Raw genomic sequence first — 22967 nt, forward strand, 5'->3', positions numbered from 1 at the left:
GTGCCCCGCGAAGAGGCGGCAAAAGGTTATTCATTCCGTTTTCTCCACAGCACGGCGGCGCAGCAGAATATGGAGATGGTGCAAATCAAGAGCAGGTTATACCAAGGAGTTGCCGTATCCGGGAGAGCATACGGCGTTCCAGAAGCCGGCAGACCTCCCTCTTGGCTGTCCGTCGCCGGAAGCTCCTCATGTTTACCCCCTCCATCCAGCGGGAGCGCTTCGTCCTCAAGGACAAATACCTCATCCTGCCCCTTCCCCGACGGCGGACCGGATGTGGCAGATGGTCCTCCCGGCGCTGCGGAAGCTCCGGACCCGGCCGAGGACAGTGGTGACGGCTCAGCGGAGGGCGATGCAGCCGGACGGAGGGAAGCGGATGGACCTGGCGTCCCTGACCCTGATGGGGTTGGCGTGGACTCCGGTGCATCGCTGGAACCGGGAGTCGGTGTAGAACCGGAAGTGGATGAAGGCGCCGGACTGGGATCTGTGGAGGGCTCCGGGTCCGGTTCATCCGGTGCTGCCCTGGCGGTAAATTCAAGCACAGTCACAACCGCCTTATCTTGAAATTCATTGCCCGCTTCCTTGGGAAAATAGGCGGTTACCTCCAGCTTTTCCTCAGCGCCGGAGGGCAGACTGCCCATCTCCAGCTGCCCCGTCATCCCGCTCAGCTTGCCGGAATAAAGGAGCCGCTTCGGGCTTTGCAGCATAATCTCCAGCGTTTCGTAGAAGCTCTGATCCCCGTTGTCAAACCGGGAACGGATGCTGTAATCCACCTTGCGGCTGTTGGTGTTTTTGATCACCAATTCTACCGGAATGCTGTCTCCCGGCTTGAGATTATGGAAGACCAATTCCTTTTCGGGTGTTGTGCTCAGGCTAAGCCGAACCGTTTCCGCCGCTTTGCTGCTCTGGGCTTGCCATCCCATTCCACCGGCAATTATGATCACACACAAGAAGGCAAAAACCAGCCGGTACCGTATCATGCCGTCAGGGATTCACCCCCTCCTCCAATTTGAAAACGGCAACGCAAAGAGAGTGGAATCAGGCTCCCACTCTCCAGTCCTCCGGTTTGCGGTCAGTCCACCACAGGAGTGACATACGTGGCGGGGTCCGTATACGGCACTGTCAGCTTATCGGGCTGGGAGGTTCCATCGGCCGAACCCTGGACGCCGTTATTGATTTTGCCGTTGCCATTGGGGGAATCCAGCTTCATGCCGTCCCACTGGGTAGCCTCCAGATTGAAGGCGAATTTAATGCTGTCGCCCTGGAATTTATTCTGGAGATATTGCCCCGGTCTATCCGGATCAATGGCGCTGTCCTGCTTGAACTTGATTTCGATGAACACATCATCCGTATCCACAGTGGGGTCCACGGGCAGGCCGCGGTTGGTAACTCCTCCGGGAGCCACCGTTAAGGGAGCCAGATTGATTTTCCCATTGGCCAAATACTGATCCTGCACCTTGCCGCTGAGATTGTTGCTGACCAGATCGGCCAGTGTGAGAGTAGCCCCGTTCACCTTCACATTCCCGCGCGGCTCCCAATTGGCGGATTCCGTATCCACCTGCATGAAGTTCACCTCGAATTGGGAGAGGAACTCCTCTGCCGTAGAGGCCAGGGTCCCGTCTACAAAATCCGAGGAAGTGGTGGTGAGCAGCACTTCTTTAATGGCCAGCGAACCCCCGTTGGTCAGGGAAAAAATACGCTGTACGCTGTCTCCCGGCTTCATGTTGGACAGATCGAAATTGATGGGCTGCGATTTGGAATTGGCCACTACCTTCAGATCCAGCGTACCGGAAGCAAAGCTGTTGTTGATGGTCGCGGTGTCATTGAAATATGCGTATGTACCTCCGCCGATCATGGAGAACCCCAAAGCCCCTGTTGCCATACTCATCAGCAATTGTTTCTTGATCCCCATTTGCCCTTCTCCTCCCAGGAATGAAGTAAATAATATTGGAATCTTACGTGTTAAGTAAGAACATCCACATCAGGTTATCCCGCCGGGGGTGCCGGGGGAGCTTCCTTGCCGGAGGGCAGCTCCAGGCTCTTCAGGCCTTTCCAGATGTTCATCACGGAATAGCCCAGGAGCAAAAGGCCGGGAAGAATCATCATCAGCGCCGTCCCGGACCTGGAACGGGCAAAATCCAGGAAATACCCGGCATAAGGCAATGTAAATCCGGAGTAAACCGCCGTCACATTATCCGACAGCACCGGGTCCGGGTCCGGTCCGTCGTTGTTGTCGCCTTTGGTCACATACTGGGTTTGGCCGGTCGCCAGCGGAACCGCCTTTACAATCCGGTGGGTAACCAGAATCGTGGAAGCATTTTTCACCTGGCGGAAGGTGATGATTTGCCCCTCTTTGAGCTGGGTCATATCTCCGCCGGGTTTAACGGCGATTATGGAGCCGGTTTGGATTTGGGGCTCCATGGAGCCGGACAGGACGGTTTTCAGCTGATGCCCCAGGATCATCGGCTCGCCCCCGGCGGACCGGGACAACAGGGTAACGGTTATCATGAAGAACAGCAGCAATGCCAGCAAGATGGTAACTCCTCGGCTTAACCATTTCATCGAATTTTGGCTCCTTTAGGGATTGAATATTAATGTTTCATGTTTATCCGATTCGTCCGCATACACACTTTCCGTAACGGCAGGGTACGGCCATTCCGTGGGATTGGGGCATAGAACCTGGCTGCTGTCGGGGAAGCTCAGCGGCTCATAAACGGAAGCAACTACTGTTGCCGCATCTTCCTCCGGGCGAGGCGGGCTTTCATATCCCCCGGAGCAGTTCTGCCGGGCCCCCGGCGCTATCCCGTAGACCGAATAAAAGACTGCCCCTGCCGATAAAGTACCGGGGATAGAGGTCACATGGCTGTATTGGGAATAGGTAGGATGAACCACAGCATCCAGCGCCAATACCGTAAAGATCATGCACAGGGAAGGCAGAACCAGGGACCGGGGAGCCGTTCTCCGGAACGGAGCGCGCTTCCGGGCTCTTTTTTTCCGCATAAGCCTCCTCCTTTTTGTGATGCCGGATAGGGCTCATTCGTTCTCAAAACAGAACACTTCTACACTATATATCAGGGGTAATCGGTTTGAAAGCGTTGAAAACAAGGGTCGTCAGCTCTTTATCTTTCATTATCTCGTATAATCTCGCTAAACCTTTGAATTTCTTATACTTAGCCAAAAAGACCCATTCGCCAATTGTTCTGTATAAAGAATGAAAAAGGACAGCATCCGCCTTTCGAATGCTGTCCAAATGTTTAACCGCCAGTCGAATATTCGCCCGTGCCCGGGGCTTTGAGAAAATCCCGCATCAGCACCCAGGTCAGAAGAGGAGAACTGCCGATGGCCAGCATCAGCACGTTGATGGACAATGTGGTCGGGGAGTAGGCCACCGTCAGGATGAAGGCCATCGTCCCCAATAGACGCCCCGCGTGAAGCCCCAGCTCACGCAATATGACAAATTCCTCCCGGCGGCTGACACAATCCGGGTCCCTGCCGATCAGGTCGAAGGCTGTGGAAGTGACAGGAACCGTGTAGAAGGGAATGAAAAGCGCTGTACCGATGCCGAAGATCAAAAGAGTGGCATACTCCACTTTCCAGAAAAAAGGAAGGATTACCAGTGTCAGGCCAAGGACAGCCAGCAGCATCCCCCTCATCCGATGCCGCGGCTTGTAGAAGCGGCCGGCAGCATAGAAGCTGACCAGGCCTGCCGCGGAAGTAATCAGGGCGAAATTGCCGAGACTGTATTCATTCCCGGTGCTGATATACACGAGAATGCCGATAAGAAAGCCGAAGACTCCTTCGCGGACGCCCTGGGCCAGCATGGCGAAGAACATTCTCCTCCAAACCCCATCCTTTCTCCGCACATGCTTGGGCGTAAATGTCCAATCGTAGCAGCCCTCGCCCTCGCGTTTGGCAAGGAAGAAGCTGGCGATTGCACCAAGCACAAACACAACCAACGACAGAGTGAAGATCAGCCGGTAACCGGTCTCGTTGGTCATCCGGGTAATCAGCAGGCCGGAGATCCAGGGGGCCAGCATACCGGAGACGGAGCCCAATAAACCGGCCACACCGTTAAACCGGTCCCGGCTGTCCGGGTCCGTTACCTCGAAATACACCACGTTAAAGGAGAGCCAGAACAGCCCCGAACCCAAACCGTGCACCAGTCCCAAAAGCCATACCATATCCGCCGCGGACTCCCCCAGAAAGAGCACAATGGCGTAAAAACCTGCGGAAATCAGCACTCCCGCCCGCAGAGCATTCATTTTGTTATGCTCCTTGACCCATTTGCCCATAAGCCAGAAGGTAATCGCCATCGACACCTGCTGCACAGCGGAAAACCAGCCCAGGAGGGAAAAGTTATGCGCCGCTTTCCACAGGTAGACATGGACGAAGGTGCCGGACAGGGCATTGCCTGCCGTAAACAGCCCGTGCACAGCAAGCAAAAGCCATGTCTGGCTGCTTAGCGGAGTTTTGGACCGGGGGCTTTCCCGTCCCTTCTGCCGCCCGTCGCCTGCGCCGAATCCTCCGGCATTCACCCCCTTATTATCGGGGAAACCGGTGGATAACGGCGGCATCAGCCTGGATTTGGCCCGTGAAGACATTCCATCACCTCTTGATGCAGTCATGTACCTAACCTTTATAATGTGCCCTCACCGGCGCAGGTTAACCATCTCTCAACGCCGCGTTATCTATCCGGACAGACGATCCCTTATTTTTCGGATTCTGCCACTTTTCATTTTTCGCGGACACAGAATCCCTTATTTCGTCAAAACGCCTCCCAGACTGCCACTTTTTTCACCAATAACGAATCCTCAGTCCGCGAAAACAAAAAAACGTCCTTTTTTGGCCAAACAACGGAACCTCGGTCCGGCTAGCAAGCCGGGATAGGGAGCCTTTCTAAACCAAAACAGGCCTGTCCCCCCTCCTCAGGGCAACAGGCCTTTCTTTTTTGTGTGCGGCGGCAGCGCGCTATTCTTTGGTTCCGGGGACAAAGACTTGCATCATGTCTTCCTTGGTTTGTTTGGTCAAATATTCGTCGGTCTTGAAGCAGGAAGGACAGACGAACACATCCACCGCATACGGGTCCGGCAGGAAAGGCATGCCCAACGGCGCGGGAACTGCCGGCTTGAAGGCGCTGCCGCTGATCACGCGGACACCGGCATGGAGCATCAGCTCATGGCAGTTGGGACATTCCGGCGCATATTCCTGCTGGTCCATAACCGCAATCACACGCTCGGCATAATCATCCGGCAGGGGATCAACCGTATAATCGTCCAGCAGATCATCCACTTCCAGATCATCATCGTCGTCCTCATCATGATGATGGTGATGATGGCTGTGGCCGGAATGGTCATCACCGTGGCGGTCCGGCTCCTCCAGAGACAGCTCCCCGTCCTCCTGATTGATCTTCAGCTTCAGCGAGCGGTAACCGCTCAATTCATTCAAGCAATGGGGGCAGGTATCCTCCGGCCCAAATTCCGGGTCCCACACAATTTCCGTCTGGCACCACGGGCATATTTGCGAACGTTCATTAGAATCCATTCACCTTGACCTCCTTCTCACATTATCATAATAGATGCCAAGGAGAAAAAACACAAATCCGCTGCCTGCCACCACTTAGCTCAAGCCGCCGTCATCATCCCCATCAAATCACACTCGCCCCGATAATATAGGACAGGGACACGGACAACACCATGGAAATCAGGCCGATGGCCTTGTTGCCCTTGCCGATTTCCTCATCGGTGTTGAAGTTCGGGGTCAGGAACTCGAAGATGAAATAAGCAGCCAGCAGAATCACATAGCCGAAGGCGGCCCATCCCAAGGAGATCAACAGCGTGTCCTCCTGCTGGATGGCAAAGCGGAAGATGTTGCAAATGCCGAAGATTTTGCCGCTGGTAGCCATCGCCACCGCCATATTGCCGCGTTTAATCTCGTTCCACACGCTGTACCGGGTAACCGCTTCAAAAATGGCCAAAAACAAAATCATCGCCACCAGCGCCACCGATACAAAAGCGAGGGTTTCGAGATAGGGGTTCGCCAAAAGACGGTCCACCTCGTGATTCATCAAGCCCTTCCTCCCTCAGAGCTTTCCGAGAGGAAAGCTCGCATCGTAAGCATAAGCTAAAAGCTTTCCGCAGGAAAGCTCGGATCGTAAGCATTAGCCTAACACTGGAAGAGACCGGGGACAAAAGCTCCCCAGTCTCCTTGCGTGTTTATGAATGGTTATTGCTGCTCTTTCTTGGCGGCAAGCTGAGCCTTCATGGCTGCCAGCTCGTCTTCCACACCGCTGCTGCTCCCGAGGGAGTCCAGCTCGTCATCCAGAGATTTGTTGGAGCCGCGGAGCTCGCTGGAGGCTTTGGCTTCGGCTTCCATCTGGAGCACCTTCTCGCTCATCCGGTCGAAGCCCTTGGCCGCATTGTCAGAGCCGAAGCCCGACATGGCCTGGTTGATTTGCTTCTGAGCCTTGGCCGCTTCCGCCCGGGCAATCAGCAAATCCTTCTTGTTCTTCAGCTTGTTGTACTCGTCCTTCATCTCCGCCAATTGGGAGCGAAGCTGGTCGGCATTGGTTTTGGCCGTCGTGTATTGAATCTTCAGCTCGTCGAAACGGGTCTGATGCTCCTTCTTATCCTCCAGAGCGCGGCGGGCCAGATCCTCATTGCCTTGCTCAAGAGCCTTCATAGCCTGCTCGGTGCGCTTCTGCACCATATCCTCAGCTTCATCCACCTGCTGCTTGAACTTCATCTCAATGGCAATTTGCTTGGCTACGCCGGACTCCGCTTCCTGAATATCCTCTTCCATATCCCGCAGGAACTGGTTCAGCATCTTCACCGGGTCTTCAGCCTTGTCCAGCAGATCATTGATGGATGCCATGGTCAGGTCACGCAATCTTTTAAAAACTCCCATTATTCAATTCCTCCCGTTTATTAGTGATGATGGATTGGTCAAGTGATTGTCTTTATACCTGATTCATACGAGGGGAGCGGGGAGGAGGTTTCATCCGCTTCAAAAAAATTTATTGCAGCTCCACAACCGTTACGCCTGTTCCGCCTTCGCCGTAATTGCCCAGCCGGTAGCTTTTCACATGCTTGTGGCGGCGCAAATAGTCGGAAATCCCTGTGCGCAGCACGCCGGTGCCCTTGCCGTGGATAATGTACACCTGGCCCAGATTGGACAGGAAGCTTTCGTCCAGGAAACGGTCCACCTCCATGATGGACTCCTCCAGATTCTGCCCGCGCAAATCCAGCTCCATCCGCACGTTCTCATCCCGGGTGCGCTTGACTCCGGGGGCCACACGCTGGGCGGGAGCCTTCGTCTCCGGCTTGGAGGCCACCAGCTGCAGATCCTTGCGGGACACCTTCATTTTCATAATGCCCAGCTGCACCAGCGCTTCATTGGTACCCGCCCATTCCACCAGATGGCCCTTCTGGTTCAGGCTGATGACCAGCACCTCGTCCCCGGGTTCGATGACCTCGGTCTTTTTGGGGCCGGATGCGGTTTTCTTCAGCTTGTCCGTCAGCTGCGGGGCGGCCAGATCCATCCGCCGCCGGGCCTCAATGAGCTTATGCTCCTTGATGGAGCCCCGCTCCTCCATAGCCATCCGGCGCAGGTCGGCGATAACCTCCTCCGCCTCCTTGCGGGCCTTGGCCACCGCCTGGGCGGCATCCTGCTCGGCCTTCAGCAGCAGCTTCTCCCGCTGCTCGTCGAACCGCCGCCGCTCCTCCTCCAGCTTCCGCTTCATGGCTTCCACCTCTCGGCGGAGCTCCTCGGCGGCATTGCGCTCGGCCTCCGCCGAGAGGCGGTTTTCCTCCAGGGTGGCGATCATGGATTCCACCCGCTGATCCTCCTCGCCCACCTGCTGGCGGGCATGCTCGATGATCCGCCGGGACAGGCCCAGCCGTTCGGCGATGGCGAAGGCGTTGGAGCGGCCCGGCACCCCCACCAGAAGCCGGTAGGTTGGCGATAGGGTCTGGATATCAAACTCCATGCTGGCGTTGATGACACCCTTGCGGTCGTAGGCATAGGCCTTCAGCTCGCTGTAGTGGGTGGTGGCCACCATCCGGCAGCCCATCTGGTGGATATGCTCCAGAATGGAGATAGCCAGGGCGGAGCCCTCCGCAGGGTCCGTTCCGGCCCCCAGCTCGTCGAAGAGCACCAGGCTCTTGGGCGTCATGTCCCGCAGGATGCTGATGATATTGGTCATATGGCTGGAAAAGGTGGACAGGTTCTGCTCAATGCTTTGCTCGTCGCCGATATCCGCATAGATGGCGTCGAATACGCATAGCTGGCTGCCGTCCTCCGCCGGCACGAACAAACCGGACATGGCCATCAGGCTCAGAAGGCCGATGGTCTTGAGCGTTACAGTTTTACCGCCGGTATTGGGACCGGTAATGATGATAGTGGAATATTTATTGCCCAGCTCCACGTCCAACGGCACCACAGCCTCCCGGGACAAAAGAGGATGGCGGCCCCGTTTGATCTTAAGAAAGCCGCGGTCATTCATCATGGGAAGGGTGGCTTTCATCTCGCGGGCAAGGCCGGCTTTGGCAAAAATAAAGTCCAGCTCCGCCAGAAGCTCCAGATTGCCGTTCAGCGGATCGGCAAATTCCGCCACCAGCGCGGAGAGCAGCCGCAGGACTTTTTCCACCTCGGCCTCTTCCTTCAGCTTCAGCTCCCGCAGGCGGTTATTCATCTGCACCACGGATTCCGGCTCGATAAACAGGGTGGCTCCGGAGGCGGACTGGTCATGGATCAGGCCGCCGAAATGGCCGCGGTATTCCTGCTTCACCGGGATCACGTAACGGTCATTGCGGATGGTCACCAGGGAATCCTGCAGCATCTTGGCGATGGAGGGGGTGCGCACCATCTGCTCCAGCTTCTCCCGGACCTTGCCCTCTCCCGCCCGCAGCTCGGCTCTCACCTTCCCCAGCTCGGGGCTGGCCTGGTCCAGCACATGGGCATTGTCGTCGATGCAGCTTCTGATCTTGTCCTCCAGCGCCTTATTATCCTGGAGCAATTCCGCCAGCTCGGCCAGCAGGGGCACGGCGCTTTCCTCGTGAATCTCCAGCAGGAACCGGCGCAGCCGCCGGCCGCCCAGGAGGGTTCCGCCGATGTCATTCAGCTCCACAGGGTTCAGCATGCCGCCGATTCTCGCCCGGTGCAGGGGCTGCCGCACATCGCGGATGCCGCCGAAGGGTGCGCCGCCCTTCAGCCGGTCCACCTTAAAGGCCTCGTCCGTGGCCTGAAGCCGCCGTTTGCACTCCTCCAGCTCCGCGGCGGGAACCAGCGCCTCCGCCAATTCCTTGCCCAGGCTGGTGGAGGCATGACGGACCAAAATTTGAATCACTTTTGTATATTCCAGAGTCTGCAATATTTTCAAATTCAACGGATGTACCCTCTTCCTTAAGCCTATAGCGTTCATTATCCCCCCTATTATATCCAATGCGCCGCCTGTACGCTATCGGAGAGAATAGTTTTAGCCATTGTCAGCATGCTGCAGGCTTCCAACATCTGAGAGCATCTGGCTATGATAAACAGACCCGGCTGCGGGCAACCTAGCCATACCCGAACAGGGGGAGCAAGCAAGATTGACAAAAGGAGGAATTAACCATGCACTTTTTGTCCACCGTGATCCGGTTTGTCGTAGCCGCACTGGTGTTGATTGTGACCAGCTGGCTGGTGCCCGGATTTAACGTCGGCGGTTTCTGGAGCGCCTTGTTTTTGGCGGTGGTCATCGCGCTGGTGGCCTGGATTATCGAGGGCATCTTCGGCCGCAAGATCAACCCTTTTGGCCGGGGCATCGTCGGTTTTCTGACCAGCGCACTGGTCATCTGGCTCAGCCAATTTGTTGTCAACCGCGTAGAGGTTACGGTTCTCGGGGCGATCCTGGCCGCATTGGTTGTGGGGATTATTGACCTGTTCGTTCCGGTCAGCACTCCCTTCGACGCAACCGGCAAGGACAAGGAACGGGCCAAATAATCCACCAAAGTCGCCCCGGCTTCTTGCAGGCTGTAGCGGGACATCAGCTCCCGTTATGGCCTGCGGCTGCATAATGCGGCCTGGGATTTCTTTCCGGCAGCACCCACTGTTCACAACTTCTTCACGCGTAAAAAATGCTTTTCACCGGAGATTCGGGTATCATATGAAGTGCAACCGAACCTATTACTTGCCGGGAGGGCTAGCATGAAGAAGTTGTGGATATATACATGCCTTATCGTCCTTATTCTGGGATTATCCGCCTGCGGCGCCAAAACCGGCGGTTCCGCAGCCCCTGCTACTGCTTCTCCAGGGGTACAGGGTGCAGCCAATGCTCAAAAGGTTACCGTCATCGCCACCAACTGGAAGTTCGACAAGGCGGAATACCATGTCAAGAAGGGCCAGCCGGTTTCCCTGACCCTCAAGAGTGAATCGGGCGTTCACGGACTTGAGGTGGAGAAGCTCAACGTGAAGCTGGACAATAAAACCAAAACCAAGGTGTTCACCCCGGAAAAAGCCGGACGGTACAATATGGTGTGCACCATTCCCTGCGGCTCGGACCATCTGAAAATGAAGGCCGTGCTGGTCGTTGAGGACTAGCAGCAGCGCCATATCAAGCCAAACAGGAGCTTCCCGGACCAATCATGTCCTTAAGGAAGCTCCTTCATTTTGGCAAATAATACGGATACCTGCTGCATGGACCACTCCGCCGCCCGGGAACCGGCCAGAAGGGTCTGCACCGACTCATACGGCAGAACGGCCATCACCTGAATGGCCACTGCGGCCAGCACCGCCGCTTCCGCCAGCCCCAACGCTCCTCCGGACCAGCGGTTGATTAAATTAAGCCCCGGCACCTTGGCCAATACGTTGAGCAGATGGCCCGCGGCAGTCAGAATGAACTTCACGCCAAACACCAGCACCGCGAAGGAAACCGCGCCGATTACATATTGGTCCAGCCGCAGCCCCTTCAGCCAGGAGGAATAGCTGCTGCTGTCCACCCAAGCCTCCACCGGCAGAAGCCGGCCTACATAAGGGGCCAGATCGTCATAGAAAAGATAGGCGGCGATCCAGGCCACCGCCAGGCTCAGAAACGACACCAATTGAAGAACAAAGCCGCGGCGGTAACCCAGCACAAAAGCCAACAGACCCAAAACCAGGACGGCGAGATCCAGCTTGTTCATGTTCACCCGCCTTATTCCTTTTCCAAAACCAGCTCAAGCCATTCGTTGTATTCCTTCTTCAGCTTCTCGTACTCTTCCTTCAGGCTCTCATGCTCCGCCATAAGGCGATGATCCTGCTCCTGGCGGCCCGCATCCTTCTCCTTCAGCAGGGCCAGCTCCCGCCGCAGGGCGTCCGCTTCCCCGGCCAGCTTGCGGCGGTCCGTCTCGGCGCTCTCCCGTTCCTGGGCAAGCCGCTTCAGCTCCTCGTCCTTGCGGATGGCATCAAGCCTCCGTCTGGCCTCCGACTCCTCCAGCATCCCCAGAAGCTCCTCATCCCGCCGATCCCGGGTTTCCTTGAGCTTGTCCTCCCAGGAACGGTCCGATTCCTGAAGCTTTCCTTCCCAGGCGCGCTCCGCCTCCAAAAGCTTTCCTTCCCACATGCGCTCCAACTCGGCACGCTGCTCATTCCAGGCGCGCTCCATCCCCAAGCGCTGCTCTTCCCATGTGCGCTCCATCTCCAAACGCTGCTCTTCCCATGTGCGCTCCGCTTCCCGAAGCTTACCGGCCCATGTCCGGTCCGAGGCCTCCAGCCTTGTTTGCCAGTCCTTCTCCTTGGCATCCAGCCTGCCCAGCCATTCGGCATTCCGGATCACAAGCTGCTCCTGCAGCGTGGCCTCCTGCGCCTCCAGCCGGCCCTTCCACTCGGCTTCTTGCGCTTCAAACCGGCCCAGCCATTCAACTTCCCGCGTCTCAGATTGGCGCTTCCAATCCGTTTCCTTCGCTTCCAACTGGTTCTTCCATTCCGCTTCCCGCGCTTCGAACCGGCGCTTCCAATCCGTTTCCTGGGCTTTCAGCCGTTCCTTATAATCGGCTTCCTGCGCCTCCCGCCGTTCGCTCCAGATAGCCTCCTGGGTTTCCAGCTGTTCTTTCCAAAGCGCATCCTGCGCCTCCAGCTCCTCTTTCCAGACCGATTCCTGCTCCGCCAGCTTGGCTTCCGCCGCGGCCGCCGTCTCCTTGTAGCCCAGCTCCCGCTCATCCCAAGCCGCCTGCCAATTGCGGTCGCAATCCTCCAGCTTGGCATTTAAGATCCGGCCGGTTTCCTCCAGGCGCTCCTGCCATTCCTTCTCCGCCGCTTCCAGCCGGGCGTCGAGCTCCGTCTTCGCCTCTTGCAGCCGGGTCTCCCACAGCTCCTCCGAGGCTTTCATTTCATCCGCATGCAGCTGCTTCAGCTCCTCCAGCTGGCGGGTGTAGAGGCTCTCCCGCGCTTCCGCCTGGCTGTGCAGCCGGCTGATTTCCTCACCGTAACGGGATTCCAGCTGCGCTCTTTCGGCGGCGGCCTTCTTTTCCTCCTCCAGCCGGGCGGCCGCCAGCGCATCCTTCAGCTTCACGGCGGCTTCCTCAAGCTGAAGCTGCAGGCCTCTCACCTGAAACTCCAGGGCGCTCTTGGCTTCCTCCTCCGCCTTCCGTTCCTGCTTCAGCTGCTCCAGCTCGGTCCGGCCGGCCTGGAGCTCCTCAATTTCCTTCCGGGAACGGGTCAAATCGTCCCAGACCTTTTCCAGCTCGCTGCGGATCTGGTAGAACTCGTCCGCCATGTTCACCGCCGCCAACACGGCGATCCGGGGGGTATCATACCGTCCGTTGGAATCGGCAATCCGGTGCATGTGGTCATTCACATGAGCCGCCACCATTTTCATGTAGCTGGGGGTTGTTTTGCCAACCATCTTATAGGGTGTACCGAATATATCAACGGTGATACGGTTTTTTTCGGCTCCGTCCATCGTGGGGTCCTCCTTACGTATAGGGCAAATCGGGATAAATGGTCCGGAAAAATAGGAAAAAGGCCGGACTTATCGTCTATTACACTTCGATAAGACCGGACCGATTTCCTTCTCGCTATAAAATTTCGCTAACCACGGATAAAATAACCCCTGCCGCAGGCTCTTGCCGCCAATAGCGAAGTCCCGGACTACTTCCGCAGCTCCGCTCCAAAGCCCGCTTCCAGACCGGACAGCACCGCCGTGTAGGCGGCTGCGATTTCCTCTTCCGTCAGGGTGCGCGACCCATGGCGGAATACCATGGACAAGGCAATGCTCTTCTTGTCCCGGCCCAGCCGTTCGCCGGTGTAGAGGTCGAATACCTGCACCGATTCCAGCAGCTCGCCGCCGATCTCCCGGATTTTGGCCGTCAGTTCGCCTGCGGTTACACGGGCGTTCACTACCACGGCCACATCCCGGGCCACGGAGGGATACCGGGGAATCGGGGTGTAGACCACGGTGAAGTCGGCATATTGGGAAATGGTGTCCAGCTCCAGCTCGGCGATATACGTGTCGTCCAGGTCCCATTCCTTGGCCAATGCGGGGTGAAGCTGGCCCACTGTGCCCAGTACCTTTTCCCCGTCCGGGGTGGAGAGCGCCAGTTCCGCCGTACGTCCCGGGTGATAGCCTGCCGGGGAAGCGGAGCGCCAGACAACGGCTTCCGCCAGCCCCAGGCCGGACAGCCAGCTTTCCAGGACGCCCTTCAGATCATAGAAGTCCGCCTTCTCCGGCTTGCCGGTCCAGGACATGGCCGTCCGGTTTCCGGTCCACAGCAGGGACAATAGCATTCGCTCCACCGGCTGGGCCTTCAGTTCCTTTTCGTCAGCCAGGAACACCTTGCCGATTTCAAAAACCGCCACATCATCCTGCTTCCGGTTGCGGTTATAAACCGCCGTATCCAAAAGATGCGGGATCAGGCTGGTGCGCAGCACACTCCGCTCCTCGCTCATGGGCAGGGCCAAAGCTACAGGCACCGCATCCGCATACCTTCCGGAGAAGCGGGCGATTTTGTCCGGGTGGGTGAAGGTGTAGGTAATCGCCTCCTGCAGACCGGCGGCCGACAGCGCCTGGCGGGTGTAGCGGCGGATTTTTTGCCCCTTGTCCAGAGAGCCCGGTGTGGTGACGCCGGTAATGGGGGTGGCGGGAATATGGTCGTAGCCGTAAAGCCGGGCCACTTCCTCGATCAGGTCCACATCGCGGGTGATGTCTCCCCGCCGTTGCGGAACAGTTACCCGCAGCAGCTCTCCATCGGCGCTGTACGGGAAGCCCAGCCGGTCGAAGATGCTTTTCACTTCGTCCAGAGCCAGGGTCATGCCCAGGTAGCCGTTGATTTTGGCAAGGGTAATGTCCACCACCGCAGGAGCGAACTCCTCGGTGCGGGCTTCTGCGGTTCCCTTGGCGCTGACGCCGCCGCCCAAAGCGCAGATCAGACTCGCAGCCCGGTCCAGTGCCGGGATCACATACTCGGGATTGACGCCTTTCTCGAAGCGGATGGAAGCTTCCGAACGGAGGCCCAGCTGCTTGGAGGTTTTGCGGACGGTGCTTCCGGCAAACTTGGCGGACTCCAGAATAATCCGGGTGGTTCCGGCATGAACCTCGGAATTGGCTCCGCCCATTACGCCGGCAATGCCCACAGCCGTTCCTTCGCCATCGGTGATCAGCAGCATGGATTCGGCAAGCTCCCGGTCCTGGTCGTCCAGGGTGGTCAGACGCTCGCCGGGACGGGCTAGGCGGACATCGATATGGCTGCCCGCAATCCGGTCCGCATCGAAGGCATGAAGCGGCTGCCCGTATTCCAGCATCACATAGTTGGTGATGTCCACGATATTGTTGATGGGACGGACGCCTGCCGCCATCAGGCGGTTTTGCAACCACAGGGGAGAGTCGCCTACCGTGACGCCTTCAATCAGGCGGGCCGAGTAGTGGAAGCATTCCTCGGTTGCGCTGATGGTGACCTTCAGAACATCCTCCGCAGGCGCAGCGGATTCCGTCAGCCCTTCCCGGGAATCCGGCAGCTTCACGGAACGTCCCAGGATGGCGCCGATCTCGTAAGCCGCTCCCAGCATGCTGAGGCAATCGGAACGGTTGGGCGTCAGATCCAGATCCAGCACCTTGTCCTCGATAGCCAGCACCTCCAGGATGTCGGCGCCGATGGGCGTTTCCTCCGGCAGCACCAGAATGCCCTCCTGGATTTCCTTGGGCAGCAGCTTGTCATTCAAGCCCAGCTCCTTGGCGGAGCAAATCATGCCCATGGACTCCACGCCGCGCAGCTTGGCCCGCTTAATCTGGAAGTCTCCGGGGAGCTTCGCGCCGACCACGGCTACCGGCACCTTTTGGCCCGCCGCTACATTTTTTGCCCCGCAGACGATCTGCAGGCGCTCTTCTCTGCCTACATCCACGGTACAGACGGACAGCTTATCCGCGTCCGGATGCTTCACCCGTTCCACCACATAGCCAACAACCACGCCGGTAACCCCCAAATTGCGGTTCTCCGCGCCGTCCACCTCGATGCCGCTTCTGGTCAGCTTCTCTGCCAGCTCCTCGGCTGTATATCCGCTCACGTCCACATATTGGGACAGCCATTGATACGATACTTTCATTCTGCTCGCTCCCTTCTCCTAAATCCGACCGAACTGGCGCAGGAAGCGCAGATCGTTGGTATACAAATGACGGATGTCGTCCACGCCGTATTTCAGCAGGGCAATCCGGTCCGGCCCCATGCCGAAGGCAAAACCGCTGTACACGGACGGGTCATAACCGCCCATTTCCAGCACCCGGGGATGCACCATGCCCGCTCCCAGAATCTCGATCCATCCGGATTGCTTGCACATCCGGCATCCCGCGCCGCCGCATTGGTAGCAGCTGATATCCACTTCCACGCTGGGTTCGGTGAACGGGAAGAAGCTGGGGCGCAGACGGACATTGACGTCGGGCCCGAACATCTCCCGGGCGAACTGGAGCAGCGTCCCTTTGAGATCGCTCATGCGGATGCCTTTGTCCACCACCAGGCCTTCAATCTGGGTGAACTGGTGGGAGTGGGTGGCGTCATCCTCGTCCCGGCGGTAAACCTTGCCCGGACAAATAACCTTAAGCGGCACCTCGCCCTTCATTCTCTCCATGGTGCGTACCTGGACCGGGGAAGTATGGGTGCGCAGCAAAATGTCCTCGGTAATATAGAAGGAATCCTGCATGTCCCGGGCCGGATGGTTCTTGGGCAGGTTCAGCGCCTCGAAGTTGTAATAGTCCTGCTCCACCTCCGGACCCTCCGCCACCTTGTAGCCCATACCCAGGAAAATATCCTCGATATCCTGGATCACCTTGCTGATGGGATGGATGGTTCCCTCCGGAGATTTACGCCCCGGCAAGGTAACGTCGATGGTTTCTCCGGCCAAACGGCTGTCGGTGGCTTGCTGCTCCAGCGTCTCCGTTTTGCGGGCCAAAATCCCCTCGATGGCGCTTCTTACCTCATTGGCCACCTGCCCGATCACCGGGCGCTCTTCGGCGCTCAAGGCGCCCATTCCCCGCAGAATTTCGGTCAGCGGTCCTTTTTTGCCGAGATACTTGATTCTCAGCTCATTCAGCGCCTGCAGTCCGCCTGCGCTCTCCAGCTCTTCCAGCGCGGCTTTCTTCAAAGCCTCCAATCTTTCCTTCACGCGAATCCCTCCATCAATCTGGTTCTTTGCCCCCAAGCGGATTAATCCCGGACAGCTTTTCACAACATTTGGAAAAATACAAAAAGGCCCCTCATCCCGTTGCAAGGGACGAAGCAGCCGTGGTACCACCCTTATTAGACGCGCACGCAACGACGGCATAGGCATAGCAGCCGGGCGTTGATGCTCCTCCCCGCAGCAAACGGTGGAGCAGTCGCGTCTCACTCTTATTCGATGTATCGGATCGAGTCCGGTCCGCTCTACTGGAAACGGGAGGTTAGCCCGTTGGTTCAAGGGACTGCTCGGGAGCGAACTTCGGCGGTTCCGTCACGCGGGGGCGCTCTCAATCTCCGGCGCTCCCTCCCTGTCCGGCGGCAAATCGCTTACTCTTCTCCGTCAACGCATTCATGGGATATGAATTTACCGTCTATTATATGCAATGTGCGGCAGCGATGCAAGCCCGGAGTTTTTCCGGTCGGGGACGAGGACGGCGCGATTGGTGAACTGCGGATGGCGGGATTGGTGAACTGCGGAATGATAGCGGACTGCAAATGTTGCTTATTTTAGAAAACGGCCTCTTTTGAGCCAAATAACGACATAAAATGTTGCTTATGCTCCGGGAAAAGCCGGGTTTCAGAGCAAAATGAAGCTCATAGCAGACAATTTATGTCGCTATTCCCCACCAATCAGGCACTTCCATGCAAATAACAGACATTGCTTGCCGCTTACATTACACCCATTCCCCAGAGCAAAAAAATCCATGCTTTTTGGTTGGGATGTCCATGTAAAGAAGAGTGAAACCCCAGTAAGCTGTTAGTAAAGCGTTTCACAATTTCTTTACATGCGGAAAAGTACGGGCAGGAAAGGACAAATTCCATCATGAAAATTTCAACACGCATTTACCTGGATGCCGCCCTTCAGAATGTGAAAAGCGTAGCATTCTTCACCTTTTTGCCCGTTTTGATAGCCCGGTTGGGCGCTACGGATTTTCAGATTGCGCTCTCCAATTCCCTTCCTCCGCTGTTCTGCGCCTTGTCTCTGGCTTTTTTGACCCGGCAGCTGCCGGTGACCCGGGGCGTCTATCTGACCAGCGGCTATGTGCGGCAATTTGCCTTCCTGAGCATGGCGGTTTCCGTGCTGCTGCCCCATCCCATTCCGGTGCTGCTCTTCTTCTGGGGGCTCAACGCCGTCTCCGTCATGATTACCGGCGCCCAGCAGCCTGCCATTCTCCGCCGCGTGGTGCCCCAAGAGGACTTCCCCAAGCTGTTCAGCAACAATAAGCTGATCGGGATTGTCATTCTGGTGGTGGGCAGCTACGGCATCGGTTATGCCCTGGACGCCACTCAGCAGTTTTTTCCGAAGAATTACGCCATCTCCATGCTGGTGGGCTGCCTGGCCACCTTTACCGGCATGAATCTGATTGCCACCCTGGCCCCCCATGAGAAAAAGCCCATCCGGCTGCACATGGTCCGGCCTTTCCAGGAGTGCAACCGCAAGCTGTGGTGGATGGCCATGAACAACATCGGCATCGCCATGGTGGCCCCTCTGTTTACCATTTACCACGTCAAAAAACTGGGCCTGTCCAATACGGACATTGCCTTTTTCGTAATCGCATCAGGCATTCTCTCCGCCATTCTGATGCCGGTGACCCGGCGGGCCATCGAACGCTTCGGCGCCATGCGGGTTTACGCCACCGCCCTGATGGGCATGGCGCTGGTGATCCTGCCCTACGGCAAGGTCAGCCATTACGCCGCGCTGGTAGTGCTGCAGGCGATCCTGGGCGGATGCGCCGCGGTGACGGAGGTTTCCACCAACTCGGTAATGATGGAGGAAGCGCAAACCCACAAAAAAGAGATGGACTTCTTCTCCGATTTCCAATTGCTGATGAATGGGGGCAATGCCGTGGGCGGACTGCTGTCCGGCGTCCTCCTGCTGGTTCTTCCCATATGGGGCTGCTTCCTGGCCATTGCGCTGGTCCGTCTGGCCGTTCTGCTCCTGCTTAAGCCTTCGCCGGAACAGGAAAGCCGTTTGAAGAAAGGCAAACGGATGGTTTCTCAAGGAGTGTAGTTATTCGTCGTCTTCGCCGACAGAGTTTTCGGCAAGCTCCGTCAACTCACGCAATTTGCTTTCGAGTATGTGTTTATCGGGCAAATGCAGTTTATAATCTGCAATCAAGGCAGGAGACAGACTGCGGCTCAAGGCGTATTCAACCACTGCCGCATCCTTTTTTGTGCAGAGGACAAGCCCTACGCTTGGATTTTCGTCTGCCTTCTTAACATCACGGTCAAGAGCCTCTAAATAGAATTCAAGCTGACCAAGGTGTTCCGGCTTAAATCTGCCGATTTTCAATTCTTTCGCCACAAGGCAGTGAAGTTCGCGATGATAAAACAGCAAATCTATGTTAAAGTCGGTAGTACCGACCTGAACGCGATATTCTTCACCTACGAAGGCAAAGTCTTTACCGAATTCCAAGATAAAGTTTTTCAAATTACCGACAATGGCTTTTCGCAAATCCATTTCTTTATGATTTTCCGGCAAGTCCAGAAATTCGAGCACATAGCTGTCCCGCAGGGCGGTCAAACCCTCATTACGTTCAGTTATCAGCTTGTTGGTGATATCCGACAGCATCGTGCGTTCAAACAAGGCGCTGTCTATTTGACGCTCCAGTTCCCTCTTTGAATACTTGTTTTTCGCCGAGAGAGTAAGATAAAATTCTCGCTCCTCATCAGTTTTTGCCGCCATCATTATCAGAACATTGTTTGTCCAACTAATTTCTCTCACCAGTGGCGAGAGTTTTTCTTTGCCGCAATACGTTTCATAAAATTGCTTCATTCGCCAAATGTTTTGGGGTGAAAAGCCCTTTATGCCGACATAACGGCCCGGAACGCGCTCTCGCGGGCATTGTCAATGATGGAAACAACCTCGTCGAAAGCGTTTGCGCTATTCGGGATTAAGCTGTCGCCCATAAGTGTTCCTCCATTTCCGCCGATGTTGCCGGCAGTTTTCAAATTCCTCACAACACGGTGCGAGTTCATGCACTTGCTTCCTCCCGCGAGCCTTTTATCAGTATTGGGCATATACCCATTTTATTTCCACTCTTCCTTGAATGCTTATGGTTTATATGATATCACAAAAATCCGCACCAAGAATGGTACCTATCTTTATCAAGACTTCTCCGATTTCCATCCCACCCAGATAAATTGGTTATAAAAAATTTTCCTCTTCCCACTTTCTGCGAATCCCCGTATAATAAGGGAACGAATGTTTGGGAAAGGACTTTTTGCATGAAATTCACAGCTAACATGAACCGTCTTTGGAAAACCTATGACGCCGCCATCTGGATTCGCGCCATCGGAACGGCACTGACCTCCGTCACCAATTTTATGATGCGGCCATTTCTGGTGCTGTACCTCTACGGCCAGCTGGAGGGCAACGTTTTCCTGTCCATGCTGGTGGTCTCTCTGTCCCCCTTTGTGGGGATGCTGGTCGGCCTGTTTGCCGGCAAGCTCAGCGACAGAGTAGGCCGGAAGCCGGTTATGCTGGCTTCGCTCGTCATCCAATGCGGGTCCATGCTCGCCTTTATGACGGCAACCAGCGTCTGGCACTATGCCTTGATTTCCATCTTCAGCGGCATGGGCCATGCCTTGTTCTATCCGGCCGCCAATGCCCAGGTCAGCGATGTGGTGCCCGAGGATAAACGGCCCGAGGTATTCGCCCTGTTCCATACCGCCTTGAACCTGGGGGCTGCCGCAGGACCGCTGCTGGGGCTCTTGCTTTTCAACTGGAATATGCACATGGTGTTCTTCGCCTGTGCAGTCACCACCGGGATTTACGCCCTCCTGGTCTGGTGGAAGGTGCCGGAAACGCTGCAGGCCAAACCGCAAACCTCCGCGGCTGCAGAAGACGCTGCTGCCAGGCCGGCGTCCGGAAAGCCCACTCCCTTCAGCTTTCCCGGCTGGTTGAGAAGGCATAAGCTGCTGGTGTCCATTACCCTCTCCTCCATGCCGGTAACGCTTCTGTACGCGCTGGTGGAATCCGCCTTCCCGCTTCATTTGCAGTCGCGGTTTACCAATTACCAGACCATCTTCGCTTCTCTGATGACCTTCAACGGCCTGATGGTTATTCTGCTGCAGATCTGGATCGCCCGCAAAACGGCCAATATGCCCCTTCACCGGGTGATGGGAGCGGCATACACCATGTTCGCCTTAGTGGCCCTGGGATACGGCTTTGCCCCATGGGTGGTGCTGCTGTTCGCCGTGGAGTTCGTGTTTACCATTGGGGAAATGATGAACGGCCCCCACTCCCAAAAGCTGGTGTCGGTGATCGCGCCTGCCGAGGAGCGCGGCTTCTACTTCAGCTTCTACAGCATGAACTGGCAGGTGTCCCGCTTCCTGGGCCCTCTGCTTGGCGGCCTGGTGCTCAGCAAGCTGAACGGGGAGTGGCTGTTCGGGCTCCTGGGCGTGCTGATAGTTGCCGGTGGCATATCGATGTTTTTTGTGTGCAAAGCGTATTACTACCGCACCGTTTCGGCTTCGTCAAGGGGAACCTCCTCCGGCGAGCCGGTTGCGGCGGAGGTGTCAGCCTGAGGCAGGCGCAGCCCGCTGCTCTGCCAAGGCAAGGAAAAGGACCGTCGGGGCCTAAACCCTGACGATCCTTTTTTGTTTGCTGTGGCAGGTGGGCAGGCGATCCCACGTGCGTCGAGATGGCGGTTTACTCGATGGATCACTGCATCCCCCCCCCGCCCCTGCACGCGAAAATGGCCTGCCCTCGCACCTACTCTACTGCCTGCCCTCGGAGGAGCCTAGCGGACCCCGTATATACTTTCTGAGACTTTGAGAAAGGTTCCCCTTCCTCAAGATTTTTCGGCATGGCCGAAACTCATAAATTCTTTGCATATTAAAAAACCGCCTTGCGGGCGGTTATTAATTTGCCGTATCGGCGCGCGTTTCGATTCCAAGCCGTCCGTTCCCCTCTTCGGGAGGACGGCTTCTACTCCTCGTCCTCCAGCGCAGGCACTGTCCGGGTGCTGCGCACGCCTTCCAGCAGCTTCATCAGCTCCTCCGGCTCGATCAGCCGCTTGTTCCGGTCCGCCTCCAGCCGCACCTCGCGCATCAGCTCACCACTCAGCTCCCGTTCCGGGCGGATGCCCTTCTGGCGCAGAATATGGGCCACCGTCTTCCAGCCGGAATGCTTGCCCAGCACAAAGCGGTGCTCCGCTCCAACCTCTACCGGATCAAAGCTTTGGTAGGTCTCCCGGTTCTTCAGCATGCCGTCCACATGGATGCCCGACTCGTGGGTAAACACCATCGGCCCGACAATAGGCTTCGCCAACGGCAGCGGCCGTCCCGCCGCGGCGCTGACCAGCTCCGCCAGCTCCTTGAAATGTATGGTGTCCAGTCCCGTGCGGCCGCCGTACAAATGCTTCCAAGCCAAGGCAACCTCCTCCATGGAAGCATTGCCTGCCCGTTCGCCGATGCCTGTAACGGTGGTGCTGGCCCACAGGGCTCCCGCCTCCAAAGCCGCCAGGGTATTGGCTGTCGCCATGCCGAAGTCATTGTGGCAATGAACCTCCAGCTCCACATCCTCGGGGCATTCCCCCAGAATGGACCGGATCTTCTCCCGCATCGTCACCGGCTGGAGCATCGACACCGTATCGGCATAGCGGAACCGCCGGATGCCGTCGCTGTACAGAATCAGCACCAGCTCCGCCAAAAAAGGGGTATACGCCCGGGAAGCATCCTCAAATCCCACCGAAATCCCCAGATTGAACTGCTGCGCATAACCCACCGCCCTGCGGATCATGGTCACAATCTCCTGGCGGTTCATATGCAGCTTGGCTTTAATTTGCAAATCGGAGGTGGGAATGGTCAGATGCACCCAGCTTACACCGGTCTGAAGGGAGGCGTCGATGTCCTCCTTTAAGGCCCGGTTCCAAGCGGACAGCTGGATGGGCAAACCCATGTCGACAATGGAGCGGATCACTGCACGCTCCTCCTCACCCATGGCCGGAATGCCGATCTCCGCCTGCTCCACTCCGGCTTTGGCCAGCTGGCGCACAATTTCCCGTTTCTCCTCCGGCGAGAACACTACACCCGCCGCCTGCTCTCCGTCCCGCAATGTGGTATCGCAAAATTTAATGGGCTTCATGAGTGATCTCTCCTTTATGTTATATTATCTAACATATATAATGTGATTTCAATATTATTTATCCATGATACGCAAATTTTTTTGTTTTCGTCAATCAGGAAATGGGGAAATAACCCTGTTTTCACATATTTTTCACTCATTTGTGTTAATTTATTTAACATTACGTTCCAAGCCAACGGCGGCACAGGTGACTATTTCAACCGAAAAAGGTGTCTTTATGTAAAAAA

General features: G+C 56.7%; 19 protein-coding genes. 4 read left to right on the forward strand and 15 right to left on the reverse strand.

The window, feature by feature from the left end; translation table 11 throughout:
• Positions 1-26 precede the first annotated feature (26 nt).
• The 9 genes from DQG13_RS18620 to DQG13_RS18665 all read right to left on the reverse strand — a co-directional run bounded on the left by DQG13_RS18620 (position 27) and on the right by DQG13_RS18665 (position 9379).
• Positions 27-977, reverse strand: coding sequence for a hypothetical protein (locus DQG13_RS18620; RefSeq protein WP_113021292.1), 951 nt, complete (start codon positions 975-977; stop codon positions 27-29).
• Positions 978-1069: 92 nt separating this feature from the next.
• The gene (locus tag DQG13_RS18625) at positions 1070-1909 is read right to left on the reverse strand and encodes a TasA family protein (RefSeq protein ID WP_113021293.1); all 840 of its coding nucleotides are present in this window, start codon (positions 1907-1909) and stop codon (positions 1070-1072) included.
• Between the two features lie 74 nt (positions 1910-1983).
• Positions 1984-2559: a signal peptidase I SipW gene (sipW, locus tag DQG13_RS18630; RefSeq protein ID WP_113021294.1), complete on the reverse strand. Its 576-nt coding sequence runs from the start codon at positions 2557-2559 to the stop codon at positions 1984-1986.
• A 15-nt stretch (positions 2560-2574) separates the two neighbouring features.
• Positions 2575-2997 (reverse strand): hypothetical protein, encoded by a 423-nt coding sequence (locus tag DQG13_RS18635; RefSeq protein WP_113021295.1) that lies wholly within the window; start codon positions 2995-2997, stop codon positions 2575-2577.
• Positions 2998-3251: 254 nt separating this feature from the next.
• On the reverse strand, positions 3252-4598 hold the full coding sequence (locus DQG13_RS18645; RefSeq protein ID WP_258525750.1) for an MFS transporter: 1347 nt from the start codon (positions 4596-4598) through the stop codon (positions 3252-3254).
• Between the two features lie 367 nt (positions 4599-4965).
• The gene (locus tag DQG13_RS18650; RefSeq protein WP_113021297.1) at positions 4966-5538 is read right to left on the reverse strand and encodes a hypothetical protein; all 573 of its coding nucleotides are present in this window, start codon (positions 5536-5538) and stop codon (positions 4966-4968) included.
• A gap of 103 nt (positions 5539-5641) precedes the next feature.
• Positions 5642-6061: a DUF350 domain-containing protein gene (locus DQG13_RS18655; RefSeq protein ID WP_113021298.1), complete on the reverse strand. Its 420-nt coding sequence runs from the start codon at positions 6059-6061 to the stop codon at positions 5642-5644.
• A 158-nt stretch (positions 6062-6219) separates the two neighbouring features.
• Positions 6220-6900, reverse strand: a complete 681-nt coding sequence (locus DQG13_RS18660) for a PspA/IM30 family protein (RefSeq protein ID WP_113021299.1) — start codon at positions 6898-6900, stop codon at positions 6220-6222.
• Between the two features lie 109 nt (positions 6901-7009).
• Positions 7010-9379 carry an endonuclease MutS2 gene (locus tag DQG13_RS18665; protein WP_397334001.1) on the reverse strand — a complete coding sequence of 790 codons (2370 nt, stop codon included), beginning with the start codon at positions 9377-9379 and terminating at the stop codon, positions 7010-7012.
• A 224-nt stretch (positions 9380-9603) separates the two neighbouring features.
• Between DQG13_RS18665 and DQG13_RS18670 the strand changes: the two genes are divergently transcribed.
• Positions 9604-9972 (forward strand): phage holin family protein, encoded by a 369-nt coding sequence (locus tag DQG13_RS18670; protein WP_113021301.1) that lies wholly within the window; start codon positions 9604-9606, stop codon positions 9970-9972.
• Positions 9973-10176: 204 nt separating this feature from the next.
• Positions 10177-10569, forward strand: a complete 393-nt coding sequence (locus DQG13_RS18675; protein ID WP_113021302.1) for a cupredoxin domain-containing protein — start codon at positions 10177-10179, stop codon at positions 10567-10569.
• Between the two features lie 50 nt (positions 10570-10619).
• On the opposite strand, the gene DQG13_RS18680 is transcribed toward DQG13_RS18675, so the two are convergent.
• The 4 genes from DQG13_RS18680 to pheS all read right to left on the reverse strand — a co-directional run bounded on the left by DQG13_RS18680 (position 10620) and on the right by pheS (position 16596).
• Positions 10620-11150: a CvpA family protein gene (locus DQG13_RS18680; RefSeq protein ID WP_113021303.1), complete on the reverse strand. Its 531-nt coding sequence runs from the start codon at positions 11148-11150 to the stop codon at positions 10620-10622.
• Between the two features lie 11 nt (positions 11151-11161).
• Positions 11162-12907, reverse strand: coding sequence for a cell division protein ZapA (gene zapA, locus DQG13_RS18685; RefSeq protein ID WP_113021304.1), 1746 nt, complete (start codon positions 12905-12907; stop codon positions 11162-11164).
• A 188-nt stretch (positions 12908-13095) separates the two neighbouring features.
• On the reverse strand, positions 13096-15543 hold the full coding sequence (gene pheT, locus DQG13_RS18690; RefSeq protein ID WP_113021305.1) for a phenylalanine--tRNA ligase subunit beta: 2448 nt from the start codon (positions 15541-15543) through the stop codon (positions 13096-13098).
• A gap of 18 nt (positions 15544-15561) precedes the next feature.
• Entirely contained in the window at positions 15562-16596 is a 1035-nt protein-coding gene (gene pheS, locus DQG13_RS18695; RefSeq protein ID WP_113021306.1) for a phenylalanine--tRNA ligase subunit alpha, read from the reverse strand.
• 876 nt (positions 16597-17472) lie between these two features.
• On the opposite strand from pheS, the gene DQG13_RS18700 reads away from it, so the two are divergent.
• Positions 17473-18660: an MFS transporter gene (locus DQG13_RS18700; RefSeq protein ID WP_113021307.1), complete on the forward strand. Its 1188-nt coding sequence runs from the start codon at positions 17473-17475 to the stop codon at positions 18658-18660.
• Here the strand turns inward: DQG13_RS18700 and DQG13_RS18705 are convergent, their stop codons facing one another.
• Positions 18661-19425, reverse strand: coding sequence for a PDDEXK nuclease domain-containing protein (locus DQG13_RS18705; RefSeq protein ID WP_113021308.1), 765 nt, complete (start codon positions 19423-19425; stop codon positions 18661-18663). It lies immediately after the preceding gene.
• Positions 19426-19877: 452 nt separating this feature from the next.
• Here DQG13_RS18705 and DQG13_RS18710 point away from each other — a divergent pair, with 452 nt between their 5' ends.
• A complete protein-coding gene (locus DQG13_RS18710) occupies positions 19878-21179 on the forward strand; it encodes an MDR family MFS transporter (protein ID WP_258525752.1) in 1302 nt (433 codons plus the stop codon).
• Positions 21180-21582: 403 nt separating this feature from the next.
• Here DQG13_RS18710 and nifV read toward each other — a convergent pair whose 3' ends face one another.
• Positions 21583-22740 carry a homocitrate synthase gene (gene nifV / locus DQG13_RS18715; RefSeq protein WP_113021309.1) on the reverse strand — a complete coding sequence of 386 codons (1158 nt, stop codon included), beginning with the start codon at positions 22738-22740 and terminating at the stop codon, positions 21583-21585.
• Between the last annotated feature and the right edge of the window lie 227 nt (positions 22741-22967).

Source organism: Paenibacillus sp. YN15, from assembly GCF_003285005.1.
In the GTDB taxonomy this organism is placed as follows: Bacteria; Bacillota; Bacilli; order Paenibacillales; family NBRC-103111; genus Paenibacillus_AR.

What these genes read in the sequence shown, in the direction of transcription:
- DQG13_RS18620 (WP_113021292.1), bottom strand. Translation starts at nt 977, where the DNA reads ATGATACGGTACCGGCTGGTTTTTGCCTTCTTGTGTGTGATCATAATT.
- DQG13_RS18625 (WP_113021293.1), bottom strand. Translation starts at nt 1,909, where the DNA reads ATGGGGATCAAGAAACAATTGCTGATGAGTATGGCAACAGGGGCTTTG.
- sipW (WP_113021294.1), bottom strand. Translation starts at nt 2,559, where the DNA reads ATGAAATGGTTAAGCCGAGGAGTTACCATCTTGCTGGCATTGCTGCTG.
- DQG13_RS18635 (WP_113021295.1), bottom strand. Translation starts at nt 2,997, where the DNA reads ATGCGGAAAAAAAGAGCCCGGAAGCGCGCTCCGTTCCGGAGAACGGCT.
- DQG13_RS18645 (WP_258525750.1), bottom strand. Translation starts at nt 4,598, where the DNA reads ATGTCTTCACGGGCCAAATCCAGGCTGATGCCGCCGTTATCCACCGGT.
- DQG13_RS18650 (WP_113021297.1), bottom strand. Translation starts at nt 5,538, where the DNA reads ATGGATTCTAATGAACGTTCGCAAATATGCCCGTGGTGCCAGACGGAA.
- DQG13_RS18655 (WP_113021298.1), bottom strand. Translation starts at nt 6,061, where the DNA reads ATGAATCACGAGGTGGACCGTCTTTTGGCGAACCCCTATCTCGAAACC.
- DQG13_RS18660 (WP_113021299.1), bottom strand. Translation starts at nt 6,900, where the DNA reads ATGGGAGTTTTTAAAAGATTGCGTGACCTGACCATGGCATCCATCAAT.
- DQG13_RS18670 (WP_113021301.1), top strand. Translation starts at nt 9,604, where the DNA reads ATGCACTTTTTGTCCACCGTGATCCGGTTTGTCGTAGCCGCACTGGTG.
- DQG13_RS18675 (WP_113021302.1), top strand. Translation starts at nt 10,177, where the DNA reads ATGAAGAAGTTGTGGATATATACATGCCTTATCGTCCTTATTCTGGGA.
- DQG13_RS18680 (WP_113021303.1), bottom strand. Translation starts at nt 11,150, where the DNA reads ATGAACAAGCTGGATCTCGCCGTCCTGGTTTTGGGTCTGTTGGCTTTT.
- zapA (WP_113021304.1), bottom strand. Translation starts at nt 12,907, where the DNA reads ATGGACGGAGCCGAAAAAAACCGTATCACCGTTGATATATTCGGTACA.
- pheT (WP_113021305.1), bottom strand. Translation starts at nt 15,543, where the DNA reads ATGAAAGTATCGTATCAATGGCTGTCCCAATATGTGGACGTGAGCGGA.
- DQG13_RS18700 (WP_113021307.1), top strand. Translation starts at nt 17,473, where the DNA reads ATGAAAATTTCAACACGCATTTACCTGGATGCCGCCCTTCAGAATGTG.
- DQG13_RS18705 (WP_113021308.1), bottom strand. Translation starts at nt 19,425, where the DNA reads ATGAAGCAATTTTATGAAACGTATTGCGGCAAAGAAAAACTCTCGCCA.
- DQG13_RS18710 (WP_258525752.1), top strand. Translation starts at nt 19,878, where the DNA reads ATGAAATTCACAGCTAACATGAACCGTCTTTGGAAAACCTATGACGCC.
- nifV (WP_113021309.1), bottom strand. Translation starts at nt 22,740, where the DNA reads ATGAAGCCCATTAAATTTTGCGATACCACATTGCGGGACGGAGAGCAG.